Raw genomic sequence first — 23,308 nt, forward strand, 5'->3', positions numbered from 1 at the left:
CACGATGCGCACCCGCCTGAGACGGCTCGCCGTCGCGGCCGTCGCCCTGATCACCGCGACCACCGCCCTGCCGGCGGCCGCGGCAGAACGCCAGAGCCCACAGCAGCATCCCTCGCACGGCGGACTGTCCGCCGTGATCCGGTACACCGAGTACGGAATTCCGCACATCGTCGCGAAGGATTACTCGAACCTCGGCTTCGGCACGGGGTGGGCACAGGCCGCCGACCAGGTGTGCGTGCTCGCCGACGGTTTCGTCACGCTGCGCGGCGACCGCTCGCGCTACTTCGGGCCCGACGCGGCCACCGACTTCTCGCTCTCCGACGCCTCCGACAACCTCTCCAGTGACCTGTACTTCCGCGGGGTGCGGAAGACGGGAACGGTCGAGCGGCTGCTCGCACAGCCTGCGCCCCAGGGCCCGAGCCGTGCGGTGCGGGACCTCATGAAGGGCTGGGCGGCCGGTTACAACGCATGGCTGAAGCAGAAGCGGATCACCGACCCCGCCTGCGCGGGCGCCGCCTGGGTACGCCCCGTCACCACGCTCGATGTCGCCACGCGCGCGTACGCGCTGGCCGTCCTCGGCGGCCAGGGCGGCCTCGTGGACGCGATCACCGCCGCGGGACCGCCGACCGCTGCCGCCGCCGGCACCGAAGCCCGCGTCCCGGACGCCCGGTCGGCAGCCGCCGGCGCGCGCGAGCTGTTCGGCATCACCGACATGGGCTCGAACGCCGTGGCGTTCAACGGCAGTACGACGGCAAACGGGCGCGGCCTGCTGCTGGGCAACCCGCACTACCCGTGGCAGGGCGGACGCCGGTTCTGGCAGGCGCAGCAGACGATCCCGGGTGAACTGAACGTCGCCGGGGGCTCGTTGCTGGGCTCACCGACGATCTCCATCGGCTACAACGCACATGTGGCATGGAGCCACACCGTGTCGACCGGCACGCCGCTCAACCTCCATCAGCTGAAGCTGGATCCGGCCGACCCCACGACCTATCTGGTGGACGGCAAGCCGGAGCGGATGACCCGGCGGACCGTGACGGTCCCGGTGCAGGACGGCGCCCCGGTGACCCGCACCCAGTGGTGGACCCGGTACGGCCCCGTCGTCGTGTCACCCGGCGGCGAACTCCCGCTGCCCTGGACCACGACGACGGCGTACGCGTTGAACGACCCGAACGCGCTGAACCTGCGCTTCTTCGACGCCTCCCTCGGCTTCGGCAAGGCGCGCGACACGGACGGCGTCGTCGAATCGCTCGGCCGGAGTCAGGGCATCCCCTGGGTGAACACGGTCGCCGCCGACTCCTCGGGGCACTCGCTGTTCGCCCAGTCGCAGGTCCTCCCTCGGATCACCGACGAGTTGGCGACGCGCTGTTCGACGCCGCTCGGCAAGGTCACCTATCCGTCGGCGGGGATCGCGATCCTCGACGGCTCGCGCGCGGACTGCGCACTCGGCAGCGACCCGGACGCCGTACAGCCCGGTATCTTCGGACCCTCGCGGATGCCGACGCTGAAGGACGCTCCGTACGTCGAGAACTCCAACGACAGCGCGTGGCTCACCAACCTCGACCAGCCGGTCACCGGCTATGAACGGGTCTTCGGTCCGGTCCGTACGGCCGCCTCAACGCGGACCCGCGGTGCCGTCGCCGATGTCGCGGCCCTTGCGGCGAAGGGCGGGCTCACCGTCGAGGATCTCCAGCGGCAGCAGTTCGCGAACCACTCGACCACGGGCGAGCTGGCCGCGGGCGACGCGGCCCGGGCGTGCGCGGCGCTGCCCGGAGGAACGGCAACCGGCAGCGACGGCAAGGCGGTCGACGTCAGCGAGGCCTGCGGTGTGCTGAAGTCCTGGGACCGCACGATGAACAGCGACAGCCGGGGCGCGCTGCTCTTCGACCGGTTCTGGCGCAAGGTGCGCGGCGCCGTGCCCAGCGCGCAGATCTGGAAGGTCCCGTTCTCGCCCACCGACCCGGTCGGCACGCCGAACACGCTCAACACCGACACACCCGGTGTCGTCACGGCCCTCGCCGACACGGTGACGGAGCTGCGTGCGGCGGGCATCGCGCTGGACGCCCGGCTCGGGGACCACCAGAACGTCGTACGGAACGGGCAGCGCCTGCCCGTGGGCGGTGGCACCGAGTCCCTGGGGGTGTGGAACAAGATCGAGCCCGTCTGGGACACGGCCAAGGGCGGCTACCGTGACGTCTCGTTCGGCTCCAGCCACATCCAGGCCGTGGGCTGGGACGGCAGCCGCTGTCCGGTGGCGCGCACGCTGCTGACGTACTCCCAGTCCTCGAACCCGGGCTCACCGCACTTCAGCGACCAGACCCGGTTGTTCTCGGGTGAGAAGTGGGTGACCGCCCGGTTCTGCGAGAAGGACATCTCCTCCTCGCCGGCACTGCGCGTGGTCCGGGTGACCGAACACCGGTGACGGTGGTGTGGGCCCGTCCCACATGGGGCGGGCCCACATGGGGCGAGCTCACATAGGGCGAGCTCACACATCGCCTCACGCCGGTATGGGCGTCGCCGCTCACACCTGCCGCGTCCGCCCCTCCCAATACGGATCCCGCAACCGCCGTTTGTAGAGCTTCCCGTTGGGATCCCGCGGCATCTCCGCGATGAAGTCCACGCTCTTGGGCCGCTTGTAGCCGGCGAGTTGCTCGGCGCAGTGGTCCAGGATCGCGGCGGCGAGGTCGGGGCCGGGTTCGTGGCCGGGTGCCGCTTCGACGACGGCCTTGACCTCCTCGCCCCAGTCGTCGTGCGGGATGCCGAAGGCGGCGGCGTCGGCGACGGCGGGGTGCGCGAGCAGGGCGGACTCGATCTCGGCCGGGTAGATGTTGACCCCGCCCGAGATGATCATGTCGATCTTGCGGTCGCGGAGGAAGAGATAGCCGTCCTCGTCGAGGAGGCCGAGGTCGCCGACGGTGAAGAAGTCGCCGATGCGGTTCTTGCGGGTCTTGGTCTCGTCCTTGTGGTATGCGAAGCCACCCGTGGTCATCTTCATGTAGACGGTGCCGAGTTCGCCGGGCGGCAGCCGGTTGCCGTCGTCGTCGAAGATCGCGAGTTCGCTGATGGGCCAGGCCTTGCCGACCGTGCCGGGCTTCTTGAGCCAGTCCTCGGCGGTAGCGAAGGCCCCGCCGCCCTCGCTGGCCGCGTAGTACTCCTCCACACAGTCGCCCCACCAGTCGATCATGGCCCGCTTGACGTGGTCGGGGCAGGGCGCGGCGCCATGGATCGCGTGCCGCATGGACGACACGTCGTAGGACCGCCTGGTGTGGTCCGGCAGGGCGAGCAGCCGGTGGAACTGTGTCGGGACCATATGGGTGTGCGTGCACCGATGGGTGTCGATCACACGGAGCATCTCCTCCGGCGTCCACTTGTCCATCAGGACCAGGCTGTGGCCGATGTGCAGGGACGCTCCGGCGAATTGCAGCACGGCGGTGTGGTAGAGCGGCGAACAGACGAGGTGCACGTTGTCGTCGAAGGGCCGGATGCCGAAGATGCCGAGGAAGCCGCCGAGGTAGGACTCCTCCGGGACCTTGCCGGGCAGCGGGCGGCGGATGCCGCGGGGGCGGCCGGTGGTGCCCGAGGTGTAGTTCATGACCCAGCCGAGGGTGCGGTCCGAGGGCGCCGACTCCGGCTGTCCGTCGAGGAGTTCGGCGTACGGCCGGAAGCCCTCGACCGTGCCGACCGCGTACCGGTGGGAGGGCGGCAGGCCTGCCTCGTCGGCGGCCTCACGCGCGGGACCGGCGAACCGCTCGTGGGCGAGCAGCACCTTGGCCCCGGAGTCGGCGACGATCCAGGCGATCTCGGGGCCGACGAAGTGGTGGTTGACGGGGACGAGGTAGAACCCGGCCTGGGATGCGGCCAGATACGCGGCGAAGAACTCGGGCCCGTTGGGCAGCACGACCGCGAAGGCGTCGCCGCGCTCCAGTCCGGCCGCACGCAGACCGTGGACGAGTCGGTTGGCGGCGGCGTGCAGGCGGCCCGCGGTCCATGGCTCGCCGTCCGGCGCGATGAGGACCGTGCGGCCGGGGTCTTCGGCGGCCTGGGCCCAGAATCCGGTGGTCACGACTGTCCGCTCCTTCCGGCGATGCGGTTGATGCGGTCCACGGCCTTCTCGAAGCCTCGGGTGAGGTCGTCGAAGACGGCCTGGACGCTGCGTTCGCTGGTCATCCGGCCGACGATCTGGCCGACGGGCGTGCCCAGCAGCGGTTCGACCTCGTGCTTCTGGATGCGTGAGACGGCCTCGGCGACGAGCAGCCCCTGCAAGGGCATGGGCAGGGTGCCGGGACCGTCCGCGTCGTCCCAGGCGTCGGTCCAGTCGGTGCGCAACTGGCGCGCGGGCTTCCCGGTCAGCGCGCGGGAGCGGACGGTGTCGCCGGAGCCGGCGGCGAGCAGTTTGCGGGTGAGGGCCGCCGAGTGGAGGTCCGCTTCTGTGGTGGTCAGCCATATGGAGCCCAGCCACACACCCTGGGCCCCGAGCGCTAGTGCGGCCGCCACCTGCTGCCCGCTGCCGATACCGCCGGCGGACAGCACCGGCAGCGGGTCGACGGCCTCGACGACCTCGGGCGTGAGGACCATGGAGGCGATCTCGCCAGTGTGGCCGCCCGCCTCGTAGCCCTGCGCCACGACGATGTCGATGCCACCCTCCTGGTGCTTGCGGGCATGGCGGGCGCTGCCCGCGAGGGCGGCCACGAGCACATCCTGGTCGTGGGCTCGGGCCACCACGTCGGCGGGCGGGGAGCCGAGGGCGTTGGCGAGCAGCTTGATCGGGTAGTCGAAGGCGACATCGAGCTGGCTGCGGGCGACCTGTTCCATCCACCCGGTGATGCGCCAGCCGGACACCTCGCCCTCGGCCAGCTCCGGCACCCCGTACTTGGCGAGGGTGTCCTGGACGAACTGCCGGTGCCCCTCGGGGATCATCGCCTCGACGTCGGCCTCGGTCAGTGTTTGATTTTTCGGGGCCTCGACCTTCTTGGCGGGCATGACGACGTCGAGGCCGTACGGCGCGCCGTCGACGTGCGCCTCGACCCAGTCGAGGTCGCGTTTGAGGTCGTCGGGGGCTGTATAGCGGACCGCGCCGAGCACTCCGAAGCCGCCGGCCCGGCTGATGGCCGCGGCGACGGCGGGGAACGGCGTGAAGCCGAAGACGGCGTGCTCGACTCCCAGTTTCTTGCTCAGCTCCGTCTGCATGGGCGCAGGATGCCGCAGTCCTCCGGACGACGGAAGACCTTTTCTGACGTTCCGTCAGATCTTTTGGGCCCGACGCCCGGTTGACAGCCGACACGCCTGACACAAAAGTTTCACCCCGCAAGGGCAATCCGGAAAGATACTTTCAGGTGGCTCAGCGGGAGGCATGTCGATGACCGAAGACGCAGTGCCCGACAGACGACGTGGACTGACCCGCCGTCAACTGGCCCGACGGACACTCGCCGTGGGCGGCGCGCTGGCCGTCGCCCCGTTCCCCGCCGGACCCGCGACAGCCGCCGCATCCCACGGCCACCCCACCCTGCGCCCCGGCTCCCCCGAGCGCGCCGGCCTGCTCTCCGCCCACCTGCGTCAACTCGTCACCGACGCAAAGGCTTTCCTCGGCCCCTCCCCCAAGTACCCCTGGTACGCGGGCGCCGTGCTGCTCGCCGGGCGTGGCGGCACAGTGGCCCTGCATGAGCCGATCGGCATGGCGGTGCGCTACGCGGCGTACGACGAAAAGACCGACACCGGCGTCGAGTTCCCGGCCGAGCAGCAGATCCCCATGGCCGAGGACACCGTCTTCGACCTGGCCTCCGTCTCCAAGCTGTTCACGTCGATCCTCGCCGTGCAGCAGATCGAACGGGGCGCCCTGGAGCTGGAGGCGACGGTCGCCTCGTACCTCCCGGAGTTCGGCGCCGCGGGCAAGCAGGACATCACGGTCCGTCAACTGCTCACCCACACCTCGGGGTTCCGCCCCTGGATCCCCCTCTACAGCGCACCGACGTACGAGGAGAAGCTCCAGCTCATCTGGGACGAGGCGCCGCTCAATCCACCGGGCACCACCTACCTCTACTCGGACCTCAACCTGATCTCGCTCCAGCTGATCCTGGAACACCTCACCGGCCGTGGCCTCGACACCCTCCTCCGCGAGGAGATCACCGCGCCGCTCCGCATGCACCGCACCCGCTACAACCCGCCCGCCTCCTGGAAGCCGAAGACCGCGGCCACGGAGGACGCGCGCGCACCGTGGTCGGGGCTGGACCGGGGGCTGGTGTGGGGCGAGGTGCACGACGAGAACGCCTTCAGCCTGGGCGGAGTCGCCGGCCACGCCGGGGTGTTCTCGAACGCGTGGGATCTCGCGATCCTCGGCCGGACCCTGCTCAACGGCGGCACCTACGGCCGCTCGCGCATCCTCCGTCCGGAGTCGGTGGAGCTGATGTTCACCGACTTCAACACCGACTTCCCCGGTGACGAGCACGGCCTGGGCTTCGAGCTCTACCAGCACTGGTACATGGGCGCGATGGCCACCCCGCGCACCGCGGGCCACACCGGTTTCACCGGCACCTCGCTCGTGCTGGACCCGACGACCGACTCGTTCCTGGTCGTGCTCGGCAACTCGGTTCACCCGGTGCGCAGTTGGCGCTCCGGCTCGGCACCCCGGGTGGCCGCCGCCAACGACCTGGCCCGCGCCGTGGCCGTCCGCCCGGCACACGGACGTACGGCCTGGTTCTCGGGCATGGCGAGTCTCACGACCGCCACCCTCGCCCTCCCCGCGCTCGACACCGACGCGGGTGCCCAGCTCGGCTGTGCGCTGTGGTGGGACACCGAACCCCGTTCGGACAACCTGTTCCTGGAATCCACGACGGACGGCGGCGCCACCTGGCAGCCCGTCCCGTTCAGCACCGAACGCCACGACGAGCAGCCGCAGCAGCACCCGGCGGGTTCGGTCACCGGCTGGTCCGGCCGCGTCTGGCACCGCCTGACCGCCGACCTGCCGCCCGCCCGACAGCTCACCCTGCGCTGGCGGTACGCCACCGACCGGCTGTACGTCGGCCGCGGAGCGTACGTCGACACACTGAGCGTCCGGACGGCCAAGGGCGTCCTCTTCGACGAGGCACGCCCGGCGGACGCGGCCCGCATCGAGGCGACGGGCTGGACCAGGTCGGCCGACTGACGCCGGCTCAGCCCGGACAGGTCAGCCGTCGCACCCCTGAAGGACCGCCATGGCTGCGTTGTGCCCGGGAACGCCGCTCACCCCGCCGCCGCGCACCGCGCCGGCCCCGCACAGCAGGACGTTCGCGTGCGCGGTCTCCACACCCCAGCGGCCGACGCCTTCCTGGGCGTACGGCCAGGCGAGGTCGCGATGGAAGATGTTGCCGCCCGGCAGCCGCAGGTCGCGCTCCAGATCCAGCGGCGTCTTCGCCTCGATGCACGGCCGTCCCTCCGCGTCGGTCGCGAGGCAGTCGGCGAGCGGTTCGGCGAGGTGGGCGTCCAGCTGGGCCAGCGTGGACTTCAGCAGTTCGTCGCGTACGGCGTCGTTGTCCTGTGCGAAGAGCCGGGCGGGCGTGTGCAGGCCGAACAGGGTGAGCGTCTGGTAGCCGCGCTCGGCCAGGGCCGGGCCGAGGATCGTCGGGTCGGTGAGCGAGTGGCAGTAGATCTCCGAGGGCGGCCGGGCGGGGAGTTCACCGGCGGCGGCCTGGGCGTGGGCGGCGGCCAGCTGCTCGTAGCCCTCGGCGATGTGGAAGGTGCCGGAGAACGCCTCCCGTGGGTCGACGGAGCTGTCGCGCAGCGCGGGCAGCCGCTTGAGCAGCATGTTCACCTTGAGCTGGGCGCCCTCGGCGGGCTCGGGCGGCGCGTCGCCGGTGAGGGCGGCGAGCGCTTGCGGGGAGGCGTTCACCAGGACGTGCCGGGCGGCGGCGACACCTTCGCCGTCGGCGGTCCGGTAGGTGATCTCGGCGGTACGGCCGTCCGTGGCGATCCGTTCCACCTCGTGGCCGGTGGCGATGACGGCGCCCGCGTTGCGGGCCGCGGCGGCAAGGGCGTCGGTGAGGGCCCCCATACCGCCGACGGGTACGTCCCAGGCGCCCGTGCCGCCGCCGATCACGTGGTAGAGGAAGCAGCGGTTCTGCCGCAGCGAGGGGTCGTGGGCGTCGGCGAAGGTCCCGATCAGGGCGTCGGTGAGGACCACACCCCGGACCAGGTCGTCGCTGAAGCGGTCCTCGACGGCGACACCGATCGGGTCCTCGAAGAGGGTCCGCCAGGCCTCCTCGTCGTCGACGCGACTGCGCAGTTCGTCGCGGGTGGGCAGCGGTTCGGTGAGGGTCGGGAAGACCCGCTCGGCGACCCGGCCGGTCATACCGTAGAACCGCTGCCAGGCCTGGTACTCCCTCTCGCCGCCGGTGAGCCGCGCGAAGGCCTCGCGGGTGCGCCGTTCGCCGCCGCCGACCAGGAGTCCTGTGGGCCTGCCGTCCCGCTCCACGGGCGTGTACGACGAGATGGTGCGTCCGCGCACCCGGAAGTTCAGCCCCAGATCCCGCACGATCTTCTTCGGCAACAGGCTGACCAGGTACGAGTAGCGCGACAGCCGTGCGTCGACGCCCGCGAACGGGCGGGTGGACACGGCGGCGCCCCCGGTGTGGTCCAGCCGCTCCAGCACCAGGACGGAGCGTCCGGCCCGGGCCAGGTAGGCGGCGGCGACGAGGCCGTTGTGGCCACCGCCGACGATGACGGCGTCGTACGTGCGTCCTTCGTGTGCAGGCATGGTTCTTCGTAACACGTGATGATCTAGGTCGGCCATAGGGAGGCGGGGCCGAGGTCAGGGTCCGCCGGACGCCCGCTGCTGTCGTAGCACCGCGACCCTGCGGTACAGCTCGACCGCCTCCGCGCCCCGGCCGAGCTGTTCGAGGCAGTGGGCCTCGTCGTTGCGGCTGGCGAGGGTGTCGGGGTGATCGGCGCCCAGGACGCGTTCACGGGCGACGGCGACCCGGCGGTACTCGGTGAGGGCGTCGGCCCAGCGGCCGAGCCAGCCCAGGCCGACGGCGACCTCGCGCCGGCTGACGAGGGTGTCCGGGTGGTCGGGGCCCAGCACCCGCTCGCGGATCGCGCACACGTCGCGGGACTCCGCCAGGGCTTCCTCCCACCGGCCGAGCCGACCGAGGTTGACGCCGAGGCCGTGGCGGGCGCGCAGGGTCTCGGGGTGGGCGGGGCCGTGGACGCGGCCGCGGTCCTCGATCAGGTCCCGGTACAGCTTGAGGGCGTCGGCGCTGCGGCCGAGGCGGCCGAGGCTGATGCCGACCTCGTAGCGGGCGGCGAGGGTGTCGGCGTGGTCGGGGCCGAGCGCCTGGGCGCGCGCCTCGGCGACTTCGACGTAGGTCTCCAGGGCTTCCGGCCAGCGGCCCAACTGGCCCAGCGCATAAGCGACTTCGTAGCGCGTGACCAGGGTGTCGGGGTGGTTCGGGCCCAGCACGCGGGCGCGCGCGGCGGCCACGTCGCAGGCCATGCGGTACGAGTCCTCCAGGCGTCCCAGGCGGCTGAGGTTGAAGGCGAGGTTGTGCCGGCAGCGCAGGGTGTCGGGATGGTCGGCGCCCATGGTGCGCTCCCGGGCCGCGAGGACCGACGCATAGACCTGATGGGCGTCGAAGTGCCGTCCCAACTGGCCCAGGACGTACGCCATCTCCTGGCGCACGGCGAGCGAGTCGGGGTGGTCGGCGCCGAGCACCCGGGTGCGGGCCGCGGCGACGTGCTTGTACTCGCGCAGGGCGTCGGCGGCACGGCCGGTGCGGCTGAGGGTGAAGGCGACCTCGTAGCGGCTGGCGAGGGTGTCGGGGTGGTCGGGGCCGAGGAGGTGCTCGCGCTCGGCGACGACCGCACGGTGCACTTCGCCCGCCTCGGCCCAGCGTCCGAGCCGCCCGAGGCTGAGGCCCGCGTTGTGCCGGCCGGCCAGCGCGGTGAGCGCCTGCGGGGGCGGGGCGGGCGGCTCCACCTGCACCGGCTCCTCGGTCCGGCCGGTGACCGGACGGGCGATCCACTCGCCGGTGAGGCCGGCTCCGGCGTCCGGGGGTGTGATCCTGAGGCCGGCGCCGGTCGCCTTGTGACCGGTGGTCATACCGCGGGTCCAGGACGGCAGCCGGGTCTCGCGGGGTGCCGGTTCGGGCGGGCGGAGCTCCGGCTGGGGTGTCACGACCGTCGGCACGTACGTCGGCGTGGTGCGGCCCGCGTCGATCCGGCGGCACAACTCGCGGGCGTCGTGCGGGCGTTGCTCGGGCCGTTTGGCCAGCAGGTCAAGGATGACCTTCTCGAAGTACTCGGGCAGCTCCGCGCGGTGGCTGCGGGGCGCCTGCGGCGGCGTGTCGCGGTGGCCGATGAGGATCGCCCAGGCGTCGTCCAGGTCGAACGGGGGTACCCCGGTGGCGATTTCGTACAGCACGCAGCCGAGTGAGTACAGGTCGCTGCGCCGGTCGACCTCCGTTCCGCTGATCTGCTCCGGCGACATGTAGTGCGGGGTGCCCATCGCGATGCCCGTGCCGGTCAGCCGTGAGGTGAAGCCGATGTCATGGCCCAGGCGCGCTATGCCGAAGTCGCAGATCTTCACCGTGCCGTCGGTGAGCCGCATGATGTTCGCGGGCTTCAGGTCCCGGTGCACGATGCCCTGCTGGTGGGTGTAGGCGAGGGCCGCGGCGACCTGGTCGGCGATCTCGACGACGTCCGGGACGGGCAGCGGATGGTGCTTGTTGTCCTCCAGGAGCTGACTGAGGTTGCGGCCCTCCAGGAGCTCCATGACGAGGTAGAGGACGCCGTCGTACTCCCCGAAGTCGTGGACGACGGTCACGCCGCGGTGCTGGAGCGCGGCGGCCACCCGGGCCTCGCGCCGGAACCGCTCGCGCAGGACACGGGTGAAGGCCTGGTCGTGGGACGAGCCGAGGGGCTTGAGGCACTTCACGGCCACCAGCCGGCCGAGCGACTCGTCGCGCGCCCGCCACACCTCGCCCATGCCCCCGCGCCCGATCAGGTCGAGCAGCCGGTACCGGCCCTGGATCAGCCTGGTCTCCGCCATCTCCTGCCGTCGCCCCCGTCGATGGTCGCCCCGCCCGCTGCCTCACGGATCCCGCCGCCGGCGATCGGTCGGACCCTTCCGTGACACTCCCCCCGTTGCTCGTCCAGTATGGCGACCTATCGTCCGAGTTTGTACGGTGCCGGGCGCGAGCCGGGGCCGAGGCGGGCCATCGCGCGGAGGATGTGTTTGGGCGGGAGTTGCCAACGCACACGCGCGGGAACACAGCGCAGCAGGGTGCCCGTGGCACACAACTGCCGGGTGACGACGGCGGATTGCGGGGCCGGTCTGCCGTACAGCGCATGGGCGTACGGTGGCAGGGCGGCATACGCCAGATGTGCCACACGCCGCCACAGCAGTTCGCGCGCCGGTATGAGCACCGGGTGCGTCGGCGGGTGGAGGAGGAAGTCGTCCACCGTGCGTGCTTCGGGTCCGGCGGCGAGTTCGGAGCGCACCTTTTCGAAGTAGGCGGCCATCTCCGCCCGGTTCGCGGGTACGGAGTCCGGGTCGAGGCCCACCAGCCGGGCGCCGACCCGCTGTTCGCGGATGTACCGGTCGGCCTGCGCGTCGGTGAGCCGGAAACCCGAGCGGCGCGCGACGTGCAGGTAGGAGTCTATTTCGGCGCAGTGCACCCACAGCAGCAGCTCGGGTTCGTCGACGCCGTACCGCTCCCCGGTGTCCGGGTCGGTCGCCCCGAGCATGCTGTGGATCTTCCGCACCCGGGCGCCCGCCCGCTCGGCGGCCTCGCTGGTGCCGTAGGTGATGGTGCCGACGAAGTTGGCGGTCCGCATCAGCCGGCCCCAGGCGTCGCTGCGGAAGTCGGAGTTCTGCATGACGCCGCGCACGGCGCGCGGATGCAGTGCCTGGAGATAGAGCGCGCGGACTCCGGCGACCCACATCATCGGGTCGCCGTGCATCTGCCAGGTCACGGAACCGGGGCCGAACAGGCCCGGATCACCCGTCATGTCCGCAGACTAACGCCGTACGCGCGGCATCCCCAGACCGATCCACGAGATGATCTCCCGCTGGATCTCGTTGTTGCCGCCGCCGAAGGTGAAGATCACGGCGGAGCGGTAGCCGCGCTCCAGCTCCCCGTGGAGGACCGCGCCCGCGGAGCCCTCCTTCAGGACGCCCGGGGCGGCGACGATCTCCATCAGCCAGGCGTAGGCGTCACGGCGGGCCTCGGAGCCGTACACCTTGACCGCCGAGGCGTCCTGCGGGGTGAGGGTGCCGTCGTGGACCGCGCTCACCATCTGCCAGTTGAGAAGTTTCATCGCGTCGAGCCGGGTGTGGGTACGGGCGAGGAGGCGGCTGACCCAGGGGAGGTCGACGACCCGGCGGCCGTCGGCGAGCTTGGTGTCCGTCGCCCAGCGCTGGACGTCGTGCAGGGCGCGGATGGCCATCGTGCCGTGGGCGGCGAGGGTGACCCGCTCGTGGTTGAGCTGGTTGGTGATCAGCCGCCAGCCCTGGTTCTCCTCGCCCACGCGGCGCGAGACGGGGACGCGGATGTTCTCGTAGTAGCTCGCCGTGGTGTCGTGCGAGGCGAGGGTGTTGATCAGCGTGCAGGAGTAGCCGGGGTCGGAGGTCGGCACCAGCAGCATGGTGATGCCCCGGTGCGGCGCGGCGTCCGGGTCGGTGCGCACCGCGAGCCACACCCAGTCCGCGGTGTCGCCGTTGGTCGTCCAGATCTTCTGGCCGTTGACGACGTACTCGTCGCCCTCCCGCACCGCACGTGTCTTCAGCGCGGCGAGGTCGGTGCCCGCGTCGGGCTCGCTGTATCCGATGGCGAAGTCGATCTCGCCGGAGAGGATCTTCGGCAGGAAGTACGCCTTCTGCTCGTCCGTCCCGTACTGCATGATCGTCGGGCCGACGGTGTTGAGCGCCATCAGCGGGAGAGGTACGCCGGCCTGGGCGGCCTCGTCGAAGAAGATGAACTGCTCCATCGCGGTCAGGCCGCGGCCGCCGTACTCCTCGGGCCAGCCGACGCCGAGCCAGCCGTCGGTGCCGAGCCGCCGCAGGGTGTCACGGTAGAACCGTTTCTGGGTGGCGGGGTCCGCGAACCGGGCCTGGGCGTGCTGTGGCACCAACTCCGCGAAATAGGCACGCAGTTCGGTGCGCAGCCGCTGCTGCTCGGGCGTGTAGTCCAGATGCACGGCGCCTCCAGGCTTCCCCAGGCCGGTCCTGACGGCGCACACCGTAGAACGTGTTTCAGAAATTGGGAATGGCAAAGGGCGAATGCCTGGCTGCTTCGAGCGCGGTCAGCCGAGGGTGGCGAGGAAGTCCGTGCAGGCCCGAGCACACTCCCGGCACGACTCGGCGGCCGCCTCGGCGTCCGGCTGCCCGTCGTACAGGTGCGCGCACTCCAGGCACACCGTCCGGCACCACTCCAGCTGCATACGCACCACTCCCTCGTCCTGGCCGCCCTGTTCGGACAGCACACGGCAGGTCGCGTCGCACACCTCCGCGCACATGATGCCCTTGCGCCGTGCGAGTTCCTGGTTCTGTGTCCCGTCGGGGTCCAGGAGGCTCGCGCGCAGGGCACACGCGCGTGCGCACTCGGTGCAGGCCAGCGCGCATGCGAAGCGGTCCTCCAGGAACCGGACGAGCTCCTGTTGGGATGTCGTCACCCGGGTCGGGTAGCCGGACCCGGCCGCGCCAAACCCGGTGCGGCCCGGACCTGCCGGGCGTCCTGGTCGTCCGGGAGTCCCGCAGGGCTCCTCGTCAGCTGTCGCCGCCCGAGGATGCCCTGCCGGCGTCCAGTCGTCCGACCCGGTCCACGTTCTCCCGGTCCTCGGCGTCCTCGCTGGCGTTACCGGCGAACCAGGCGTCGAGGATCTCCTTGAGCAGGGGTTCGGAGGTCAGCCGCAGGCTCAGCGCCAATACGTTGGCGTCGTTCCAGCGGCGGGCGCCGCCCGCGGTGTAGGCGTCGGTGCACAGCGCGGCCCGTACACCCGGCACCTTGTTCGCGGCGATCGACGCGCCGGTGCCCGTCCAGCAGCACACCACCGCCTGGTCCGCCGTCCCGGCGCCGACATCGCGTGCCGCCGCCTCCGAGCACGCGGCCCACTGCGGGTCGGCGCCGGGGTGCAGCGCCCCGTGTGTCACCACCTCGTGGCCCCGTGTGCGCAGCTCCGCGACGAGGGCGCGGGCCACGGGTTCGTCCATGTCCGAGGAGACGGAGATCCGCATGGCCCGGAGCCTACCGAGTGATTGAGGTGGACGCCTGGTCGCTGTCCTTCATCGCGCCCCGGCCGTGCCGGCGGTCGACCTCGATCCATGCGCTGACCCGGGCGCGAACGCGGTCCGGGTACGGCCGGCCGACCGACGTGCGTGTACCAGTCGTCCTTGTCCAGGATGCTCAGGGTCACGCGCGGATCGCGGCGCAGGTGCTTCAGGCGTACCCGGCTCTCGTACCGACTTCGACGGTGGGCCCGCCCTCATCGGCAGTCCAACAGAAGATCCGATTCCGGCCATCCGATTCCCGATGCGAGGGCGTCGAGGTGTGCCTGGACGTAGGGCTTGGCCACCGTGTCGAGTTCGCCGTCCACGAAGGCGGGCTGGACGTTGACCTCGAAGACGACGCCTCCGTTCTCGACGGCCAGGTCGACGCCGGCGAAGGGCAGACCGACCGAGGCGGTGGCGGCGACGGCGAGGTCGGTGAGGCGGGTGGGGAGGTCGTGCGGGGCGATGGCGACGGGCGTGGCGCCCTGGCAGGTGTTGCAGGGGGTGTCGGGCTCGGGCTGGAGGTGCTCCCGGGCATGGATGACACGACCGCCCAGCACGAAGACCCGGAACTGGTGACGCCGACCGTCGGGGGTGATGTTCCCGGCGTCCCGGGACAGGAGCCAGGCGGTGCGGCCGGCGGCGTAGAAGGCGGCGGCCCGCTCCAGCTGTTCGCCCGTCGTGATGTGGAAGACGTCGTTGCCGCCGGTTCCGACCACCGGACGGGCCCAGGCGTCCCGGCCGAGCTTGTCCAGGGCCGCGGCAGCCTCGTGCGGGTCGGGCGCGGACAGGACGACGGTCTCCATCTGGGCGATGCCGTCCCGCCGGAAACGCTCGACGGTGAGGTCCTTCTCCGTCGCGGTCCGCCAGGCGGTCACCCCGGTGCCGAGCGTCACCACGTCATGGCGGGCGAGGAGGCGCTGGAAGCCGGCGAGTGCGCGGCGGCGGTGCGGCGGAATCTCGTACAGCAGGACGATGTCGGGCACCAAGTGCAGCTGCTGTTCCGGCACTTGCAGGCATAAGCGGTCTCCGTCGCGGACGCCGAGGCCGGTACCGCCGACGGCGAAGTGCCGGGCGTCGACACGGACCGGCGGCGCGCCGGTGAGCAGCTCCACGGCCCGGGCGAGGACCTCGGCGCACCCTTCGGGCGAGGTCGGGTCGGCGATCAGGGCGATGCACGGTCGGTCCACAGCGGCCTCCAGCGGGTACTCGACGCGCACGGGTGCCGCGCACCGGCGGTGACGCGGCCCGGACGCTGTCACGGGGTGTCGTTTCGCGCGGGGCGGTCATCGGCACCCGTCGCTCTTCACGCCGCGCCGGTCGGCGAGCTGTGCCGGAACCGGACGGTGGCCGGGCCTGGATAGCCGGTGACCACGAGGTGGGGCTGCCCTGCCGGGATCCGTGGCGCAGGGCCGTGGCGCCACACTGTAGGCGCGCCGCGGGAGGCCGTACCAGGGCGCACGAGCAGCCGCCTGCTGCCCCTGCCTCTGCGCCGTCCGCCCCCTCCCGTGCGCCCTGCCGCAGGCGCGAGGGCCACGCCGCTACGCGCCGGGAGTGCCGCCCCACGTGACCAGCGCCGCTCCAGCGCCGATACTGCCAAAAGCGGCTTCCGGGACCGTCGATCCCCAGCACAGTCATGCCCGACGGTCCGCGGGGGCAGGTACGAGGTCAGCCTGGTTCATCAGGAGGTTCCCATGAAGATGTTGATCAATGTCCCGGAAACCGTGGTCACGGACGCCTTGCGGGGTATGGCCGCCGCCCATCCCGAACTGACCGTGGACGTGGAGAACCGGGTGATCGTACGGCGGGACGCGCCCGTCCCCGGGAAGGTCGCCCTGATCTCCGGCGGCGGCTCGGGGCACGAGCCGCTGCACGGCGGTTTCGTGGGTCCCGGGATGCTCTCGGCGGCCTGTCCCGGAGAGGTTTTCACCTCGCCGGTGCCGGACCAGATGGTGCGGGCGGCGGCAGCCGTGGACAGCGGGGCGGGCGTGCTGTTCATCGTGAAGAACTACACGGGTGACGTGCTCAACTTCGACATGGCGGCCGAGCTCGCCGAGGACGAGGGCATCCAGGTCGCCAAGGTGCTCGTCAACGACGACGTGGCGGTCACCGACAGCCTCTACACCGCCGGACGGCGCGGCACCGGTGCCACGCTGTTCGTGGAGAAGATCGCGGGGGCGGGCGCCGAGGCGGGGATGCCGCTGGAGCGCGTCGAGGCCCTGGCCCGGCAGGTCAATGAGAACTCCCGCAGCTTCGGCGTGGCGCTCAGCGCCTGCACCACGCCGGCCAAGGGCAGTCCCACCTTCGATCTGCCGCCCGGTGAACTGGAGTTGGGCATCGGCATTCACGGCGAGCCCGGCCGTGAGCGGCGGGCGATGATGACGTCGGGTGAGATCGCGGACTTCTCCGTGGAGGCGATCCTGGCGGACCTCAGCCCGCGCAACCCCGTCCTGGTGCTGGTCAACGGTCTGGGCGCGACGCCGCTGCTGGAGCTGTACGGCTTCAACGCGGAGGTGCAGCGGGTGCTCGCCACGCGGGGTGTCGCCGTCGCCCGCACGCTCGTCGGCAACTACGTCACGTCCCTCGACATGGCCGGCGCCTCGGTCACCCTGTGCCAGATCGACGAGGAAATGCTCGGGCTGTGGGACGCGCCGGTGAAGACGCCGGGCCTGCGCTGGGGTATGTGAGCCTGCCCAGGGACGCAGTCAACGCACCTACCACGCAAGGAGATCCAGTGCTCGACGCCGATTTCTTCCGCCGCTGGATGACGGCGACGGCCGCGTCCGTCGACCGCGAGGCGGAACGGCTCACCGACCTCGATTCGCCCATCGGGGACGCCGACCACGGCAGCAACCTTCAGCGCGGGTTCACCGCCGTGACCGCCACCCTGGAGAAGGAAGCCCCGGACACGCCCGGCGGCGTTCTCACCCTCGCCGGACGGCAGTTGATCTCGACGGTGGGCGGCGCGTCGGGGCCGCTGTACGGGACGCTGCTGCGCCGGACCGGCAAGGCGCTGGGTGATGCCGCCGAGGTGAGTGAGGAGGAGTTCGCGCAGGCGTTGCGCACCGGCGTGGACGCCGTGATGACGCTCGGCGGGGCCGCGCCCGGCGACAAGACCATGATCGACGCGCTGGTGCCCGCCGTGGACGCCCTCGACGACTCGTTCGCCGCGGCACGGGCCGCCGCCGAGGAAGGGGCGCTGGCGACGACGCCGTTGCAGGCCCGCAAGGGCAGGGCGAGCTACCTCGGCGAGCGCAGCATCGGGCACCAGGATCCCGGCGCCACCTCGTCGGCGCTGCTGATCGCGGCTCTCGCGGAGGCGGCCGGTGAGTGACGGCAAGCTGGTCGGGATCGTGCTGGTGTCGCACAGCGCCGAGGTCGCCGCGTCGGTGGCCGCGCTCGCGAAGGCCCTTGCGGGCGGCGGCACTTCCGTGCCCGTCGCCCCCGCGGGCGGCACCGAGGGCGGCGAACTCGGCACCAGCGCCGAACTGATCGCCGCGGCGGCCGCGTCCGTCGACCGGGGCGCCGGTGTCGCCGTCCTCACCGATCTCGGCAGCGCGGTGCTGACCGTGAAGGCCCTGCTCGCGGAGGGCGACGAGCTCCCGGACGGCACCCGCCTGGTGGACGCGCCCTTCGTCGAGGGCGCGGTCGCCGCGGTGGTGACGGCGTCCACGGGCGCCGACCTCGCGGCGGTGGAGGCGGCGGCCGTGGAGGCGTACACCTACCGGAAGGTGTGAAAACCCTTGGGCCCCGGCCGCTGGGGCCTGTCTCGCAGGGAGGCGGCTGCGTGCCCGACAGGCCCTAGGTGAGCCCTTCTCCCACGACGGCGAGCGCCGAGCGCATGGTCGCCAGCAGTTCGGCCTCCGCCGTCTCCGGGTCGGTCCGCGGGTCGGCGCCGCGCCAGGCGTAGTGCTCGACCGCCGCGCGCAGGGCCGCGTTGAACATCGCCGCCTGGATCGTCGGCCGCAGATCGTCGCCGCCGAGCCCGGCCCGCTCGGCGAGGGCGCGGGCGAACGCGGGCTCCGCCTCGTCGTACGTCTGGAGCCAGACCGCGCGCAGTCCCGGTTCGGTGCGGGTCAGCCGGACCAGGGACCCGATGGTGGTCCGGGCCGGTCCGGCGACGAGGTGGTGGCCGGTCGCGAGTTCCGGTGCGAAGGCCTCGTCGAGCGGCTGCCCGGGCCGCCACTCCCGCAGCAGGTCGGCGATCCTGTCGATGCCCGCCGAGAACAGCGGCGACACGCAGCTCTCCTTGCTCGGGAAGTAGCGCCACACCGTGCGCGCCGACACGCCGACCGCCTGGCCGATCTCCTCGCCGGTGGTCGCGGCCACGCCCTGCTCGACGAACAGGTCCACCGCGGCCTGGGCGATCTCCAGCCGGATCTCGGCCTTGCGCTCCTCGGTGAGGGGTGGGCGTCCCGTGCGTCCGCTGGGGGCGGTCATGTGGTCCTCCGGCTCCGGTGGCTGCTCCCCCGGAATTCTCCCCCACGACTTTATGTCACTGGCAGACAATAAGTCGTAGAGTGGCGCCGAACGGGCTCGACGCCCTGACACGCCAAGGGCTTCGGCCCCCGTACGCACAGACAGGAGCACCACATGGCCGGCGGACTGGACGGACGCAGCGTCATCGTCACCGGAGCGGGCTCGGGCATCGGGCGCGCGGCCGCTCTGGCCTTCGCCGCCGAGGGTGCCCGGGTGGTGGCGGCGGACCTCAACGCCGAGGGCGCCCAGGGAGTCGTCAAGGAGATCGAGCAGGCGGGCGGCACCGCGGTCGCCGTCATCGGAGACCTGAGCGAGCAGGCCGTCGTCGACCAGGTGACCGAGACCGCCGTCGAGCGCTTCGGCGGGGTGGACGTCCTGGTGAACAACGCCGGGATCATGGACCGGATGTCGGCGCTCGGCGAGGTGAGCGACGCGGAGTGGGAGCGGGTCATACGGGTCAACCTGACCGCGCCGTTCCTGCTGGCGCGCGCGGTGCTGCCGCACATGCTGGCCGCGGGCAAGGGTGCGATCGTGAACACCGCCTCCGAGGCGGGGCTGCGGGGCAGCGCGGCGGGCGCCGCCTACACCGCGTCGAAGCACGGCGTCGTGGGGCTGACGAAGTCCCTGGCCGTGATGTACCGCAAGCAGGGAATCCGCGCGAACGCCATCGCGCCGGGCGGTACGCAGACCGGCATCGCGGTGGACGCCGATCCGGGCGCACACGGCCCCGCCGCGCTCCGCCCGCACTTCGCCAACGTCGGCAAGCTGGCCCAGCCCGAGGAGCAGGCAGCAGCCATCGTCTTCCTCGCCTCGGACGCGGCGAGCAACATCAACGGCGTGATCCTGCCCGTCGACGACGGCTGGTCGGCCGTCTGACCCCGGCTCACCCGCCCCGGACGAACTGTCGCGCCAGCCGCTCCCCGACGAGGACGGCTCCGGCGTGGTCCTCGATGGGGTTCACCTGGCTGTCCTTGAAGACGATGTAGGTGACGCCGGAGCCCGTACCGCCGCTCTGCGGGTCGGGGTCGATGCCCAGGGCGCGGGCGGTGGCGTAGGACGCCTCGCCGATGATGTCGTGCGGGCCGGTGTCGCCGACGACGGCGTACTGGACCCGACCCTCGTGGATCACTGCGGCCACCGCTCCACCGCGGACTCCGTGGGCGCGGTGGTCCCAGATGCGGCTCGGGAGCGGCACGACGATGTACGGGAGGCGTTCGGCGTCCAAGTGGCGGCCGTCGGACTGCTGGTAGGCCGTGGTGTCGGTGAAGAACGGGTCGGTCCGGGCGTTGCATTCGAGGCCGGGCCGACCGTCGCAGTCGATGTCCATGTCGGCCTTCCAGAAGACGGCGTCCTCGGTGCCGCACACCGGGATGGTCGCGGGCGCGCCACTGTCGCTGCGATAGCGGCCCTGGGAGACGGGGGTGCAGTCCTGCACCCTGGCCAGCAGGTCGGCGGCGAGGACGTCACCTTCGCGCCACACCGCCGGCCGCCCGTCGGGGACCGCGGGTTCGGCTCGCGGCGCGGGCGACGCCGTGGGGGCCAGCACGGCACAACCGGCCACGACCAGTGCCAGGGACTGGACACGCACAATGAGGGACCCTCTCCTGGGGGACACAGGCGGACACGCGGCCCAATCTGGTGCCGTTTCGATCTTGCGTCCAGCATTAGGGGGCCGGACGGCGCATGCCTCTGAAGATCGGACAAACGCCGGAGTGTGTATGCCGAGGTCCGACGGGGGCCGGGCGGCCGGGCCCGAATCGGCTCCGGCCACCCGGCCGCCCGCGCCGGCGCGGGATCAGCGACGACAGCGTTCCGCGCCACCGGCATGAACTCCCGATCCCTCAAGGGGAATTCAGCCGTGAGGAGCTTCAGCATACGTAACCCCGCCGGGACCGCCACCAACGACCGCCCTCTTGATGTGATCGCATCACTGGCGTCATATTGGTCCGGACCATTGCTGCCGTGCCGTCCCCGGGAGGCAGAGCCGTGCGAGTCGTTCCCGCCCCCGCTCCATGGCGCGCGATCCTGGCGCTCTGCACGCTGACGCTGGTCGCTTCCTGCGGCTGGGGCGGGAAGGCTGACGGCGGCGGCGAACGGCTGCCCGGGGCGCCGGTGGGCGTGACCGCCGAGGCGGGGAGCGCCACCAGCGTGCACGTCATGTGGAACGCGGTCTCATCGGATCAGGGCATCAGCCGGTACGAGGTGTATCGCGGCACCACGAAGGTCAAGGAAGTACCGGGGTCCGAGCACATGGTGGATGTCACCAGGCTCCGGCCGTCCACCATGTATGTCTTCACCGTGCGGGCCAGAGACACCGAGGGGCGTCTCGGGCCGCAGAGCAAGGCGGTCCGGGCGAGGACACCGCGGGCCGTGGCGGCCGACAAGGTGGCCCCGACCGGCCCCGGGAGTCCGAAAGGCCGGGTGGTCGGCAGCCGGGCCGTCGAGCTCTCCTGGTCCGCGTCGACGGACGACCGGGACGTGGTGTCGTACGACATCTACCAGGGCACCACGAAGATCCACAGTGTGGGCGGGAACCAGACGGCGACCGTGGTGACGGGTCTGCGGCCGGGCACTCGCTATGTGTTCACCGTGCGGGCCCGGGACGCGGCCGACAACCTCTCACCGGCCGCCGGCACCGTCCGCCTCACGACCGCTCCGGGCGCCGACGACGGACGCGGCACGGCCCCGACCGACTTCCGCGCGGCGACGCACCTCGCCGACGGGGCCTACTACATCGACCTCTCCTGGGTCCCGCCCCTCACGGACGGTGTGGTCACGGAGTATCAGATCCAGCTCGAAGGGCAACCGGCCACCTCTCTCGTCTGGGGCGGCACCGCACCGCGCGACCGGGCGACCTACAGCTTCTACGTGGGCCGCGATGCCGGGGTCGCCCACCGCGTACGGATCCGGGCGAAGCTGCCGGACGGCACGTGGGGTGGCTTCTCGGCGGAACGGACGGTGACGACCGGCGGCTAGACCGTTCCGCCCGGGTCGCCGGTGTCAGCGCGTCCAGGCGCTGTAATCCATGACGTCGCCTGCCTTGACGCCGTACTCGGGCTGGGGCTTGGTGAACGTGGTCTCCAGTCCGAGGACGGCGCCGGTGCTCGTGTCGAGGATCAGCATCCGGCGGGTCCCCTGTTCGTCGTACACGTACGCCTGCCCGCGCCGGCCGAGCCGGTCGGTCACCTGTCCGACGGGCCGCAGCCCCTCCGCGTCGGCCAGGAGCCGCAGCAGTGCGGCGGACTCACGGGCGCCGAGGGTCCAGTTGTCGAGAAGGGTCTGCGTGGCGTCGAGAAGTTCGGACGTGCTCAGCGGCTTGCTGTGGTCGGACAGAAAGGCACGCTCCGCCTCTTCGAGGTAGTCGTGCAGCTTTGCCGCGTCCGAGGGCGGGGGCGACTGGGGCGGGGCGTCGCTCCAACTCGGCGGGTAGGTGCGGTCGCTGATGACGTGGCCGTCATCGACCAGGCGTGGTTCGCCGTCCTCGTCCGTGAGGACCTGCCGGCCCGGATGCTGTGGGTCGGTCGCCACGACGAGCTCGGTGTGGCTGTCGTCCGCCCGCCAGCGCACGATGCGTTCCTCGGGGAGGGTGATCGGCGGCTCGTCATCGCTCATGCCGAGGCTCCACGACTGGACGTGTGTGCCCTTGCGCAGGGTCGGTGAGCCTTCGCCCGTGGCCGCATGTGCACGCTCGGCCATCGCCTTGAGGGATACGGGGGTGGAGTCGGCCTGCACCACCAGCGGGCGGGGCGCGGCGACCGCCGGCGCGGTGGTCTGGCCGGTGAACAGCAGCGTCGAGACCAGAGCGGCCACCACGGCTGAGGCCGCGAGGGTCCATGCCCGTCGCGTACGGCTGCGGGGGCGGGCCGGCCGGTCGTGCAGCAGTCGGTCGAGGTGACGCTCGGCGGGGTGGTCCAGCGGTCCGTCGCCGAAGTGGGGACCGTCGCCCGGCACCGGGTTGGCGCGACGCAGGAGTTCGAGTTCGTCAGCCATGGCCGTGTTCCTTAGAGGGTGTCGCGTCAGCGGCGGTTGCGGGGCGCATCCGGTCGATCTCGCCTCTCAGCCGGCCGCGGGCCCGGTGCAGCCGCATGGACGCGGCCCGTCGGCCGCAGCCGAGGACGACGGCGACCTCCTCCACGCCGAGTTCCTCCCAGGCCGTCAGGCGCAGCACCTCCTGGTCGGCCGGGGCGAGCCGGGCGAGCGCGTCGTGCACCCAGGCGCCGGGCGACTCGGCGTCGGGCCCGGCCTCGATGTGCCGGTTGTGCGCGGCGTCGTCGTTGCCCATCCGGTCGACCAGTCGCCGCCGACGCCCGTAGCCGCGTACCGCGTTCGCCAGGCAGTTGCGTGCCACGCCGTACAGCCAGGGCAGCGGCGTGGCCGGCAGGTCCTCCCGGCGCCGCCAGGCGACGGTGAACACCTCCGCCACCACTTCCTCGACCTCACTCGTACGCCCGTCCAGTCGCCGCGCGACATAGCGGCTGACCGCCCAGTAGTGCTCGCGATAGGCAGCGGCGAAGATCTCGTCGTTGCTCATATTCCGTTCGTGTCCGGCACTCCGCCGATCGTCACACCCGATTTCTGTGACGCTCGTCGCCTCAC

20 protein-coding genes and 1 pseudogene are annotated in these 23,308 nt (G+C 71.8%); 7 read left to right on the forward strand and 14 right to left on the reverse strand.

Annotated features, from left to right (window positions below; all coding sequences use genetic code 11):
- Window positions 1–4: 4 nt before the first annotated feature.
- Complete coding sequence (locus ACIHFB_RS03105) at window positions 5–2,419, forward strand: penicillin acylase family protein (protein WP_365269187.1); 2,415 nt, start codon at window positions 5–7, stop codon at window positions 2,417–2,419.
- A gap of 99 nt (window positions 2,420–2,518) precedes the next feature.
- On the opposite strand, the gene ACIHFB_RS03110 is transcribed toward ACIHFB_RS03105, so the two are convergent.
- Window positions 2,519–4,060: an acyl-CoA synthetase gene (locus ACIHFB_RS03110; protein ID WP_365269190.1), complete on the reverse strand. Its 1,542-nt coding sequence runs from the start codon at window positions 4,058–4,060 to the stop codon at window positions 2,519–2,521.
- Complete coding sequence (locus tag ACIHFB_RS03115; RefSeq protein WP_365269193.1) at window positions 4,057–5,184, reverse strand: nitronate monooxygenase; 1,128 nt, start codon at window positions 5,182–5,184, stop codon at window positions 4,057–4,059. Before ACIHFB_RS03115 ends, ACIHFB_RS03110 begins: the two co-directional genes overlap by 4 nt.
- Window positions 5,185–5,353: 169 nt before the next feature.
- On the opposite strand from ACIHFB_RS03115, the gene ACIHFB_RS03120 reads away from it, so the two are divergent.
- Window positions 5,354–7,135 (forward strand): serine hydrolase, encoded by a 1,782-nt coding sequence (locus ACIHFB_RS03120; RefSeq protein WP_400125011.1) that lies wholly within the window; start codon window positions 5,354–5,356, stop codon window positions 7,133–7,135.
- Window positions 7,136–7,156: 21 nt separating this feature from the next.
- Here ACIHFB_RS03120 and ACIHFB_RS03125 read toward each other — a convergent pair whose 3' ends face one another.
- The 8 genes and pseudogenes from ACIHFB_RS03125 to ACIHFB_RS03160 form a co-directional block, all read right to left on the reverse strand.
- Window positions 7,157–8,722 carry a phytoene desaturase family protein gene (locus ACIHFB_RS03125; RefSeq protein WP_400125012.1) on the reverse strand — a complete coding sequence of 522 codons (1,566 nt, stop codon included), beginning with the start codon at window positions 8,720–8,722 and terminating at the stop codon, window positions 7,157–7,159.
- Between the two features lie 54 nt (window positions 8,723–8,776).
- On the reverse strand, window positions 8,777–11,014 hold the full coding sequence (locus ACIHFB_RS03130; protein WP_400125013.1) for a tetratricopeptide repeat protein: 2,238 nt from the start codon (window positions 11,012–11,014) through the stop codon (window positions 8,777–8,779).
- 116 nt (window positions 11,015–11,130) lie between these two features.
- Window positions 11,131–11,976 carry an oxygenase MpaB family protein gene (locus ACIHFB_RS03135; protein WP_400125014.1) on the reverse strand — a complete coding sequence of 282 codons (846 nt, stop codon included), beginning with the start codon at window positions 11,974–11,976 and terminating at the stop codon, window positions 11,131–11,133.
- A gap of 9 nt (window positions 11,977–11,985) precedes the next feature.
- Window positions 11,986–13,164 (reverse strand): acyl-CoA dehydrogenase family protein, encoded by a 1,179-nt coding sequence (locus tag ACIHFB_RS03140; protein WP_400125015.1) that lies wholly within the window; start codon window positions 13,162–13,164, stop codon window positions 11,986–11,988.
- A gap of 105 nt (window positions 13,165–13,269) precedes the next feature.
- Entirely contained in the window at window positions 13,270–13,638 is a 369-nt protein-coding gene (locus ACIHFB_RS03145; RefSeq protein ID WP_365269210.1) for a ferredoxin, read from the reverse strand.
- A 94-nt stretch (window positions 13,639–13,732) separates the two neighbouring features.
- Window positions 13,733–14,200 (reverse strand): RpiB/LacA/LacB family sugar-phosphate isomerase, encoded by a 468-nt coding sequence (locus ACIHFB_RS03150; protein ID WP_400125016.1) that lies wholly within the window; start codon window positions 14,198–14,200, stop codon window positions 13,733–13,735.
- Window positions 14,201–14,210: 10 nt separating this feature from the next.
- Window positions 14,211–14,421 (reverse strand): annotated as a pseudogene (locus ACIHFB_RS03155) (PPOX class F420-dependent oxidoreductase); the annotation flags it as partial.
- Between the two features lie 27 nt (window positions 14,422–14,448).
- Window positions 14,449–15,453, reverse strand: a complete 1,005-nt coding sequence (locus ACIHFB_RS03160; protein WP_365269216.1) for an alpha-L-glutamate ligase — start codon at window positions 15,451–15,453, stop codon at window positions 14,449–14,451.
- 474 nt (window positions 15,454–15,927) lie between these two features.
- Here ACIHFB_RS03160 and dhaK point away from each other — a divergent pair, with 474 nt between their 5' ends.
- The 3 genes from dhaK to ACIHFB_RS03175 are packed head-to-tail and all read left to right on the forward strand — an operon-like array spanning window position 15,928 to window position 17,970.
- A complete protein-coding gene (dhaK, locus tag ACIHFB_RS03165) occupies window positions 15,928–16,920 on the forward strand; it encodes a dihydroxyacetone kinase subunit DhaK (protein WP_365269219.1) in 993 nt (330 codons plus the stop codon).
- 47 nt (window positions 16,921–16,967) lie between these two features.
- The gene (dhaL, locus tag ACIHFB_RS03170) at window positions 16,968–17,567 is read left to right on the forward strand and encodes a dihydroxyacetone kinase subunit DhaL (RefSeq protein ID WP_365269222.1); all 600 of its coding nucleotides are present in this window, start codon (window positions 16,968–16,970) and stop codon (window positions 17,565–17,567) included.
- Window positions 17,560–17,970, forward strand: coding sequence for a PTS fructose transporter subunit IIA (locus ACIHFB_RS03175; protein WP_365269225.1), 411 nt, complete (start codon window positions 17,560–17,562; stop codon window positions 17,968–17,970). The genes dhaL and ACIHFB_RS03175 overlap by 8 nt, the downstream gene beginning before the upstream one ends.
- Window positions 17,971–18,034: 64 nt before the next feature.
- Here ACIHFB_RS03175 and ACIHFB_RS03180 read toward each other — a convergent pair whose 3' ends face one another.
- Complete coding sequence (locus ACIHFB_RS03180) at window positions 18,035–18,673, reverse strand: TetR/AcrR family transcriptional regulator (RefSeq protein WP_365269228.1); 639 nt, start codon at window positions 18,671–18,673, stop codon at window positions 18,035–18,037.
- 153 nt (window positions 18,674–18,826) lie between these two features.
- On the opposite strand from ACIHFB_RS03180, the gene ACIHFB_RS03185 reads away from it, so the two are divergent.
- A complete protein-coding gene (locus ACIHFB_RS03185; protein ID WP_400125017.1) occupies window positions 18,827–19,588 on the forward strand; it encodes an SDR family NAD(P)-dependent oxidoreductase in 762 nt (253 codons plus the stop codon).
- A gap of 7 nt (window positions 19,589–19,595) precedes the next feature.
- Here ACIHFB_RS03185 and ACIHFB_RS03190 read toward each other — a convergent pair whose 3' ends face one another.
- On the reverse strand, window positions 19,596–20,300 hold the full coding sequence (locus tag ACIHFB_RS03190) for a glycoside hydrolase family 75 protein (protein ID WP_400125018.1): 705 nt from the start codon (window positions 20,298–20,300) through the stop codon (window positions 19,596–19,598).
- A gap of 398 nt (window positions 20,301–20,698) precedes the next feature.
- On the opposite strand from ACIHFB_RS03190, the gene ACIHFB_RS03195 reads away from it, so the two are divergent.
- Window positions 20,699–21,688, forward strand: coding sequence for a fibronectin type III domain-containing protein (locus ACIHFB_RS03195; protein ID WP_400125019.1), 990 nt, complete (start codon window positions 20,699–20,701; stop codon window positions 21,686–21,688).
- 24 nt (window positions 21,689–21,712) lie between these two features.
- Here ACIHFB_RS03195 and ACIHFB_RS03200 read toward each other — a convergent pair whose 3' ends face one another.
- The gene (locus tag ACIHFB_RS03200; RefSeq protein ID WP_400125020.1) at window positions 21,713–22,702 is read right to left on the reverse strand and encodes a CU044_5270 family protein; all 990 of its coding nucleotides are present in this window, start codon (window positions 22,700–22,702) and stop codon (window positions 21,713–21,715) included.
- On the reverse strand, window positions 22,695–23,243 hold the full coding sequence (locus ACIHFB_RS03205; protein ID WP_365269241.1) for a sigma-70 family RNA polymerase sigma factor: 549 nt from the start codon (window positions 23,241–23,243) through the stop codon (window positions 22,695–22,697). The genes ACIHFB_RS03200 and ACIHFB_RS03205 overlap by 8 nt, the downstream gene beginning before the upstream one ends.
- Window positions 23,244–23,308: the final 65 nt, after the last annotated feature.

Source organism: Streptomyces sp. NPDC051963 (assembly GCF_044593495.1).
Taxonomy (GTDB): Bacteria; Actinomycetota; Actinomycetes; order Streptomycetales; family Streptomycetaceae; genus Streptomyces.

What these genes read in the sequence shown, in the direction of transcription:
- ACIHFB_RS03105 (WP_365269187.1), top strand. Translation starts at nt 5, where the DNA reads ATGCGCACCCGCCTGAGACGGCTCGCCGTCGCGGCCGTCGCCCTGATC.
- ACIHFB_RS03115 (WP_365269193.1), bottom strand. Translation starts at nt 5,184, where the DNA reads ATGCAGACGGAGCTGAGCAAGAAACTGGGAGTCGAGCACGCCGTCTTC.
- ACIHFB_RS03120 (WP_400125011.1), top strand. Translation starts at nt 5,354, where the DNA reads ATGACCGAAGACGCAGTGCCCGACAGACGACGTGGACTGACCCGCCGT.
- ACIHFB_RS03125 (WP_400125012.1), bottom strand. Translation starts at nt 8,722, where the DNA reads ATGCCTGCACACGAAGGACGCACGTACGACGCCGTCATCGTCGGCGGT.
- ACIHFB_RS03130 (WP_400125013.1), bottom strand. Translation starts at nt 11,014, where the DNA reads ATGGCGGAGACCAGGCTGATCCAGGGCCGGTACCGGCTGCTCGACCTG.
- ACIHFB_RS03135 (WP_400125014.1), bottom strand. Translation starts at nt 11,976, where the DNA reads ATGACGGGTGATCCGGGCCTGTTCGGCCCCGGTTCCGTGACCTGGCAG.
- ACIHFB_RS03150 (WP_400125016.1), bottom strand. Translation starts at nt 14,200, where the DNA reads ATGCGGATCTCCGTCTCCTCGGACATGGACGAACCCGTGGCCCGCGCC.
- dhaK (WP_365269219.1), top strand. Translation starts at nt 15,928, where the DNA reads ATGAAGATGTTGATCAATGTCCCGGAAACCGTGGTCACGGACGCCTTG.
- ACIHFB_RS03180 (WP_365269228.1), bottom strand. Translation starts at nt 18,673, where the DNA reads ATGACCGCCCCCAGCGGACGCACGGGACGCCCACCCCTCACCGAGGAG.
- ACIHFB_RS03185 (WP_400125017.1), top strand. Translation starts at nt 18,827, where the DNA reads ATGGCCGGCGGACTGGACGGACGCAGCGTCATCGTCACCGGAGCGGGC.
- ACIHFB_RS03200 (WP_400125020.1), bottom strand. Translation starts at nt 22,702, where the DNA reads ATGGCTGACGAACTCGAACTCCTGCGTCGCGCCAACCCGGTGCCGGGC.
- ACIHFB_RS03205 (WP_365269241.1), bottom strand. Translation starts at nt 23,243, where the DNA reads ATGAGCAACGACGAGATCTTCGCCGCTGCCTATCGCGAGCACTACTGG.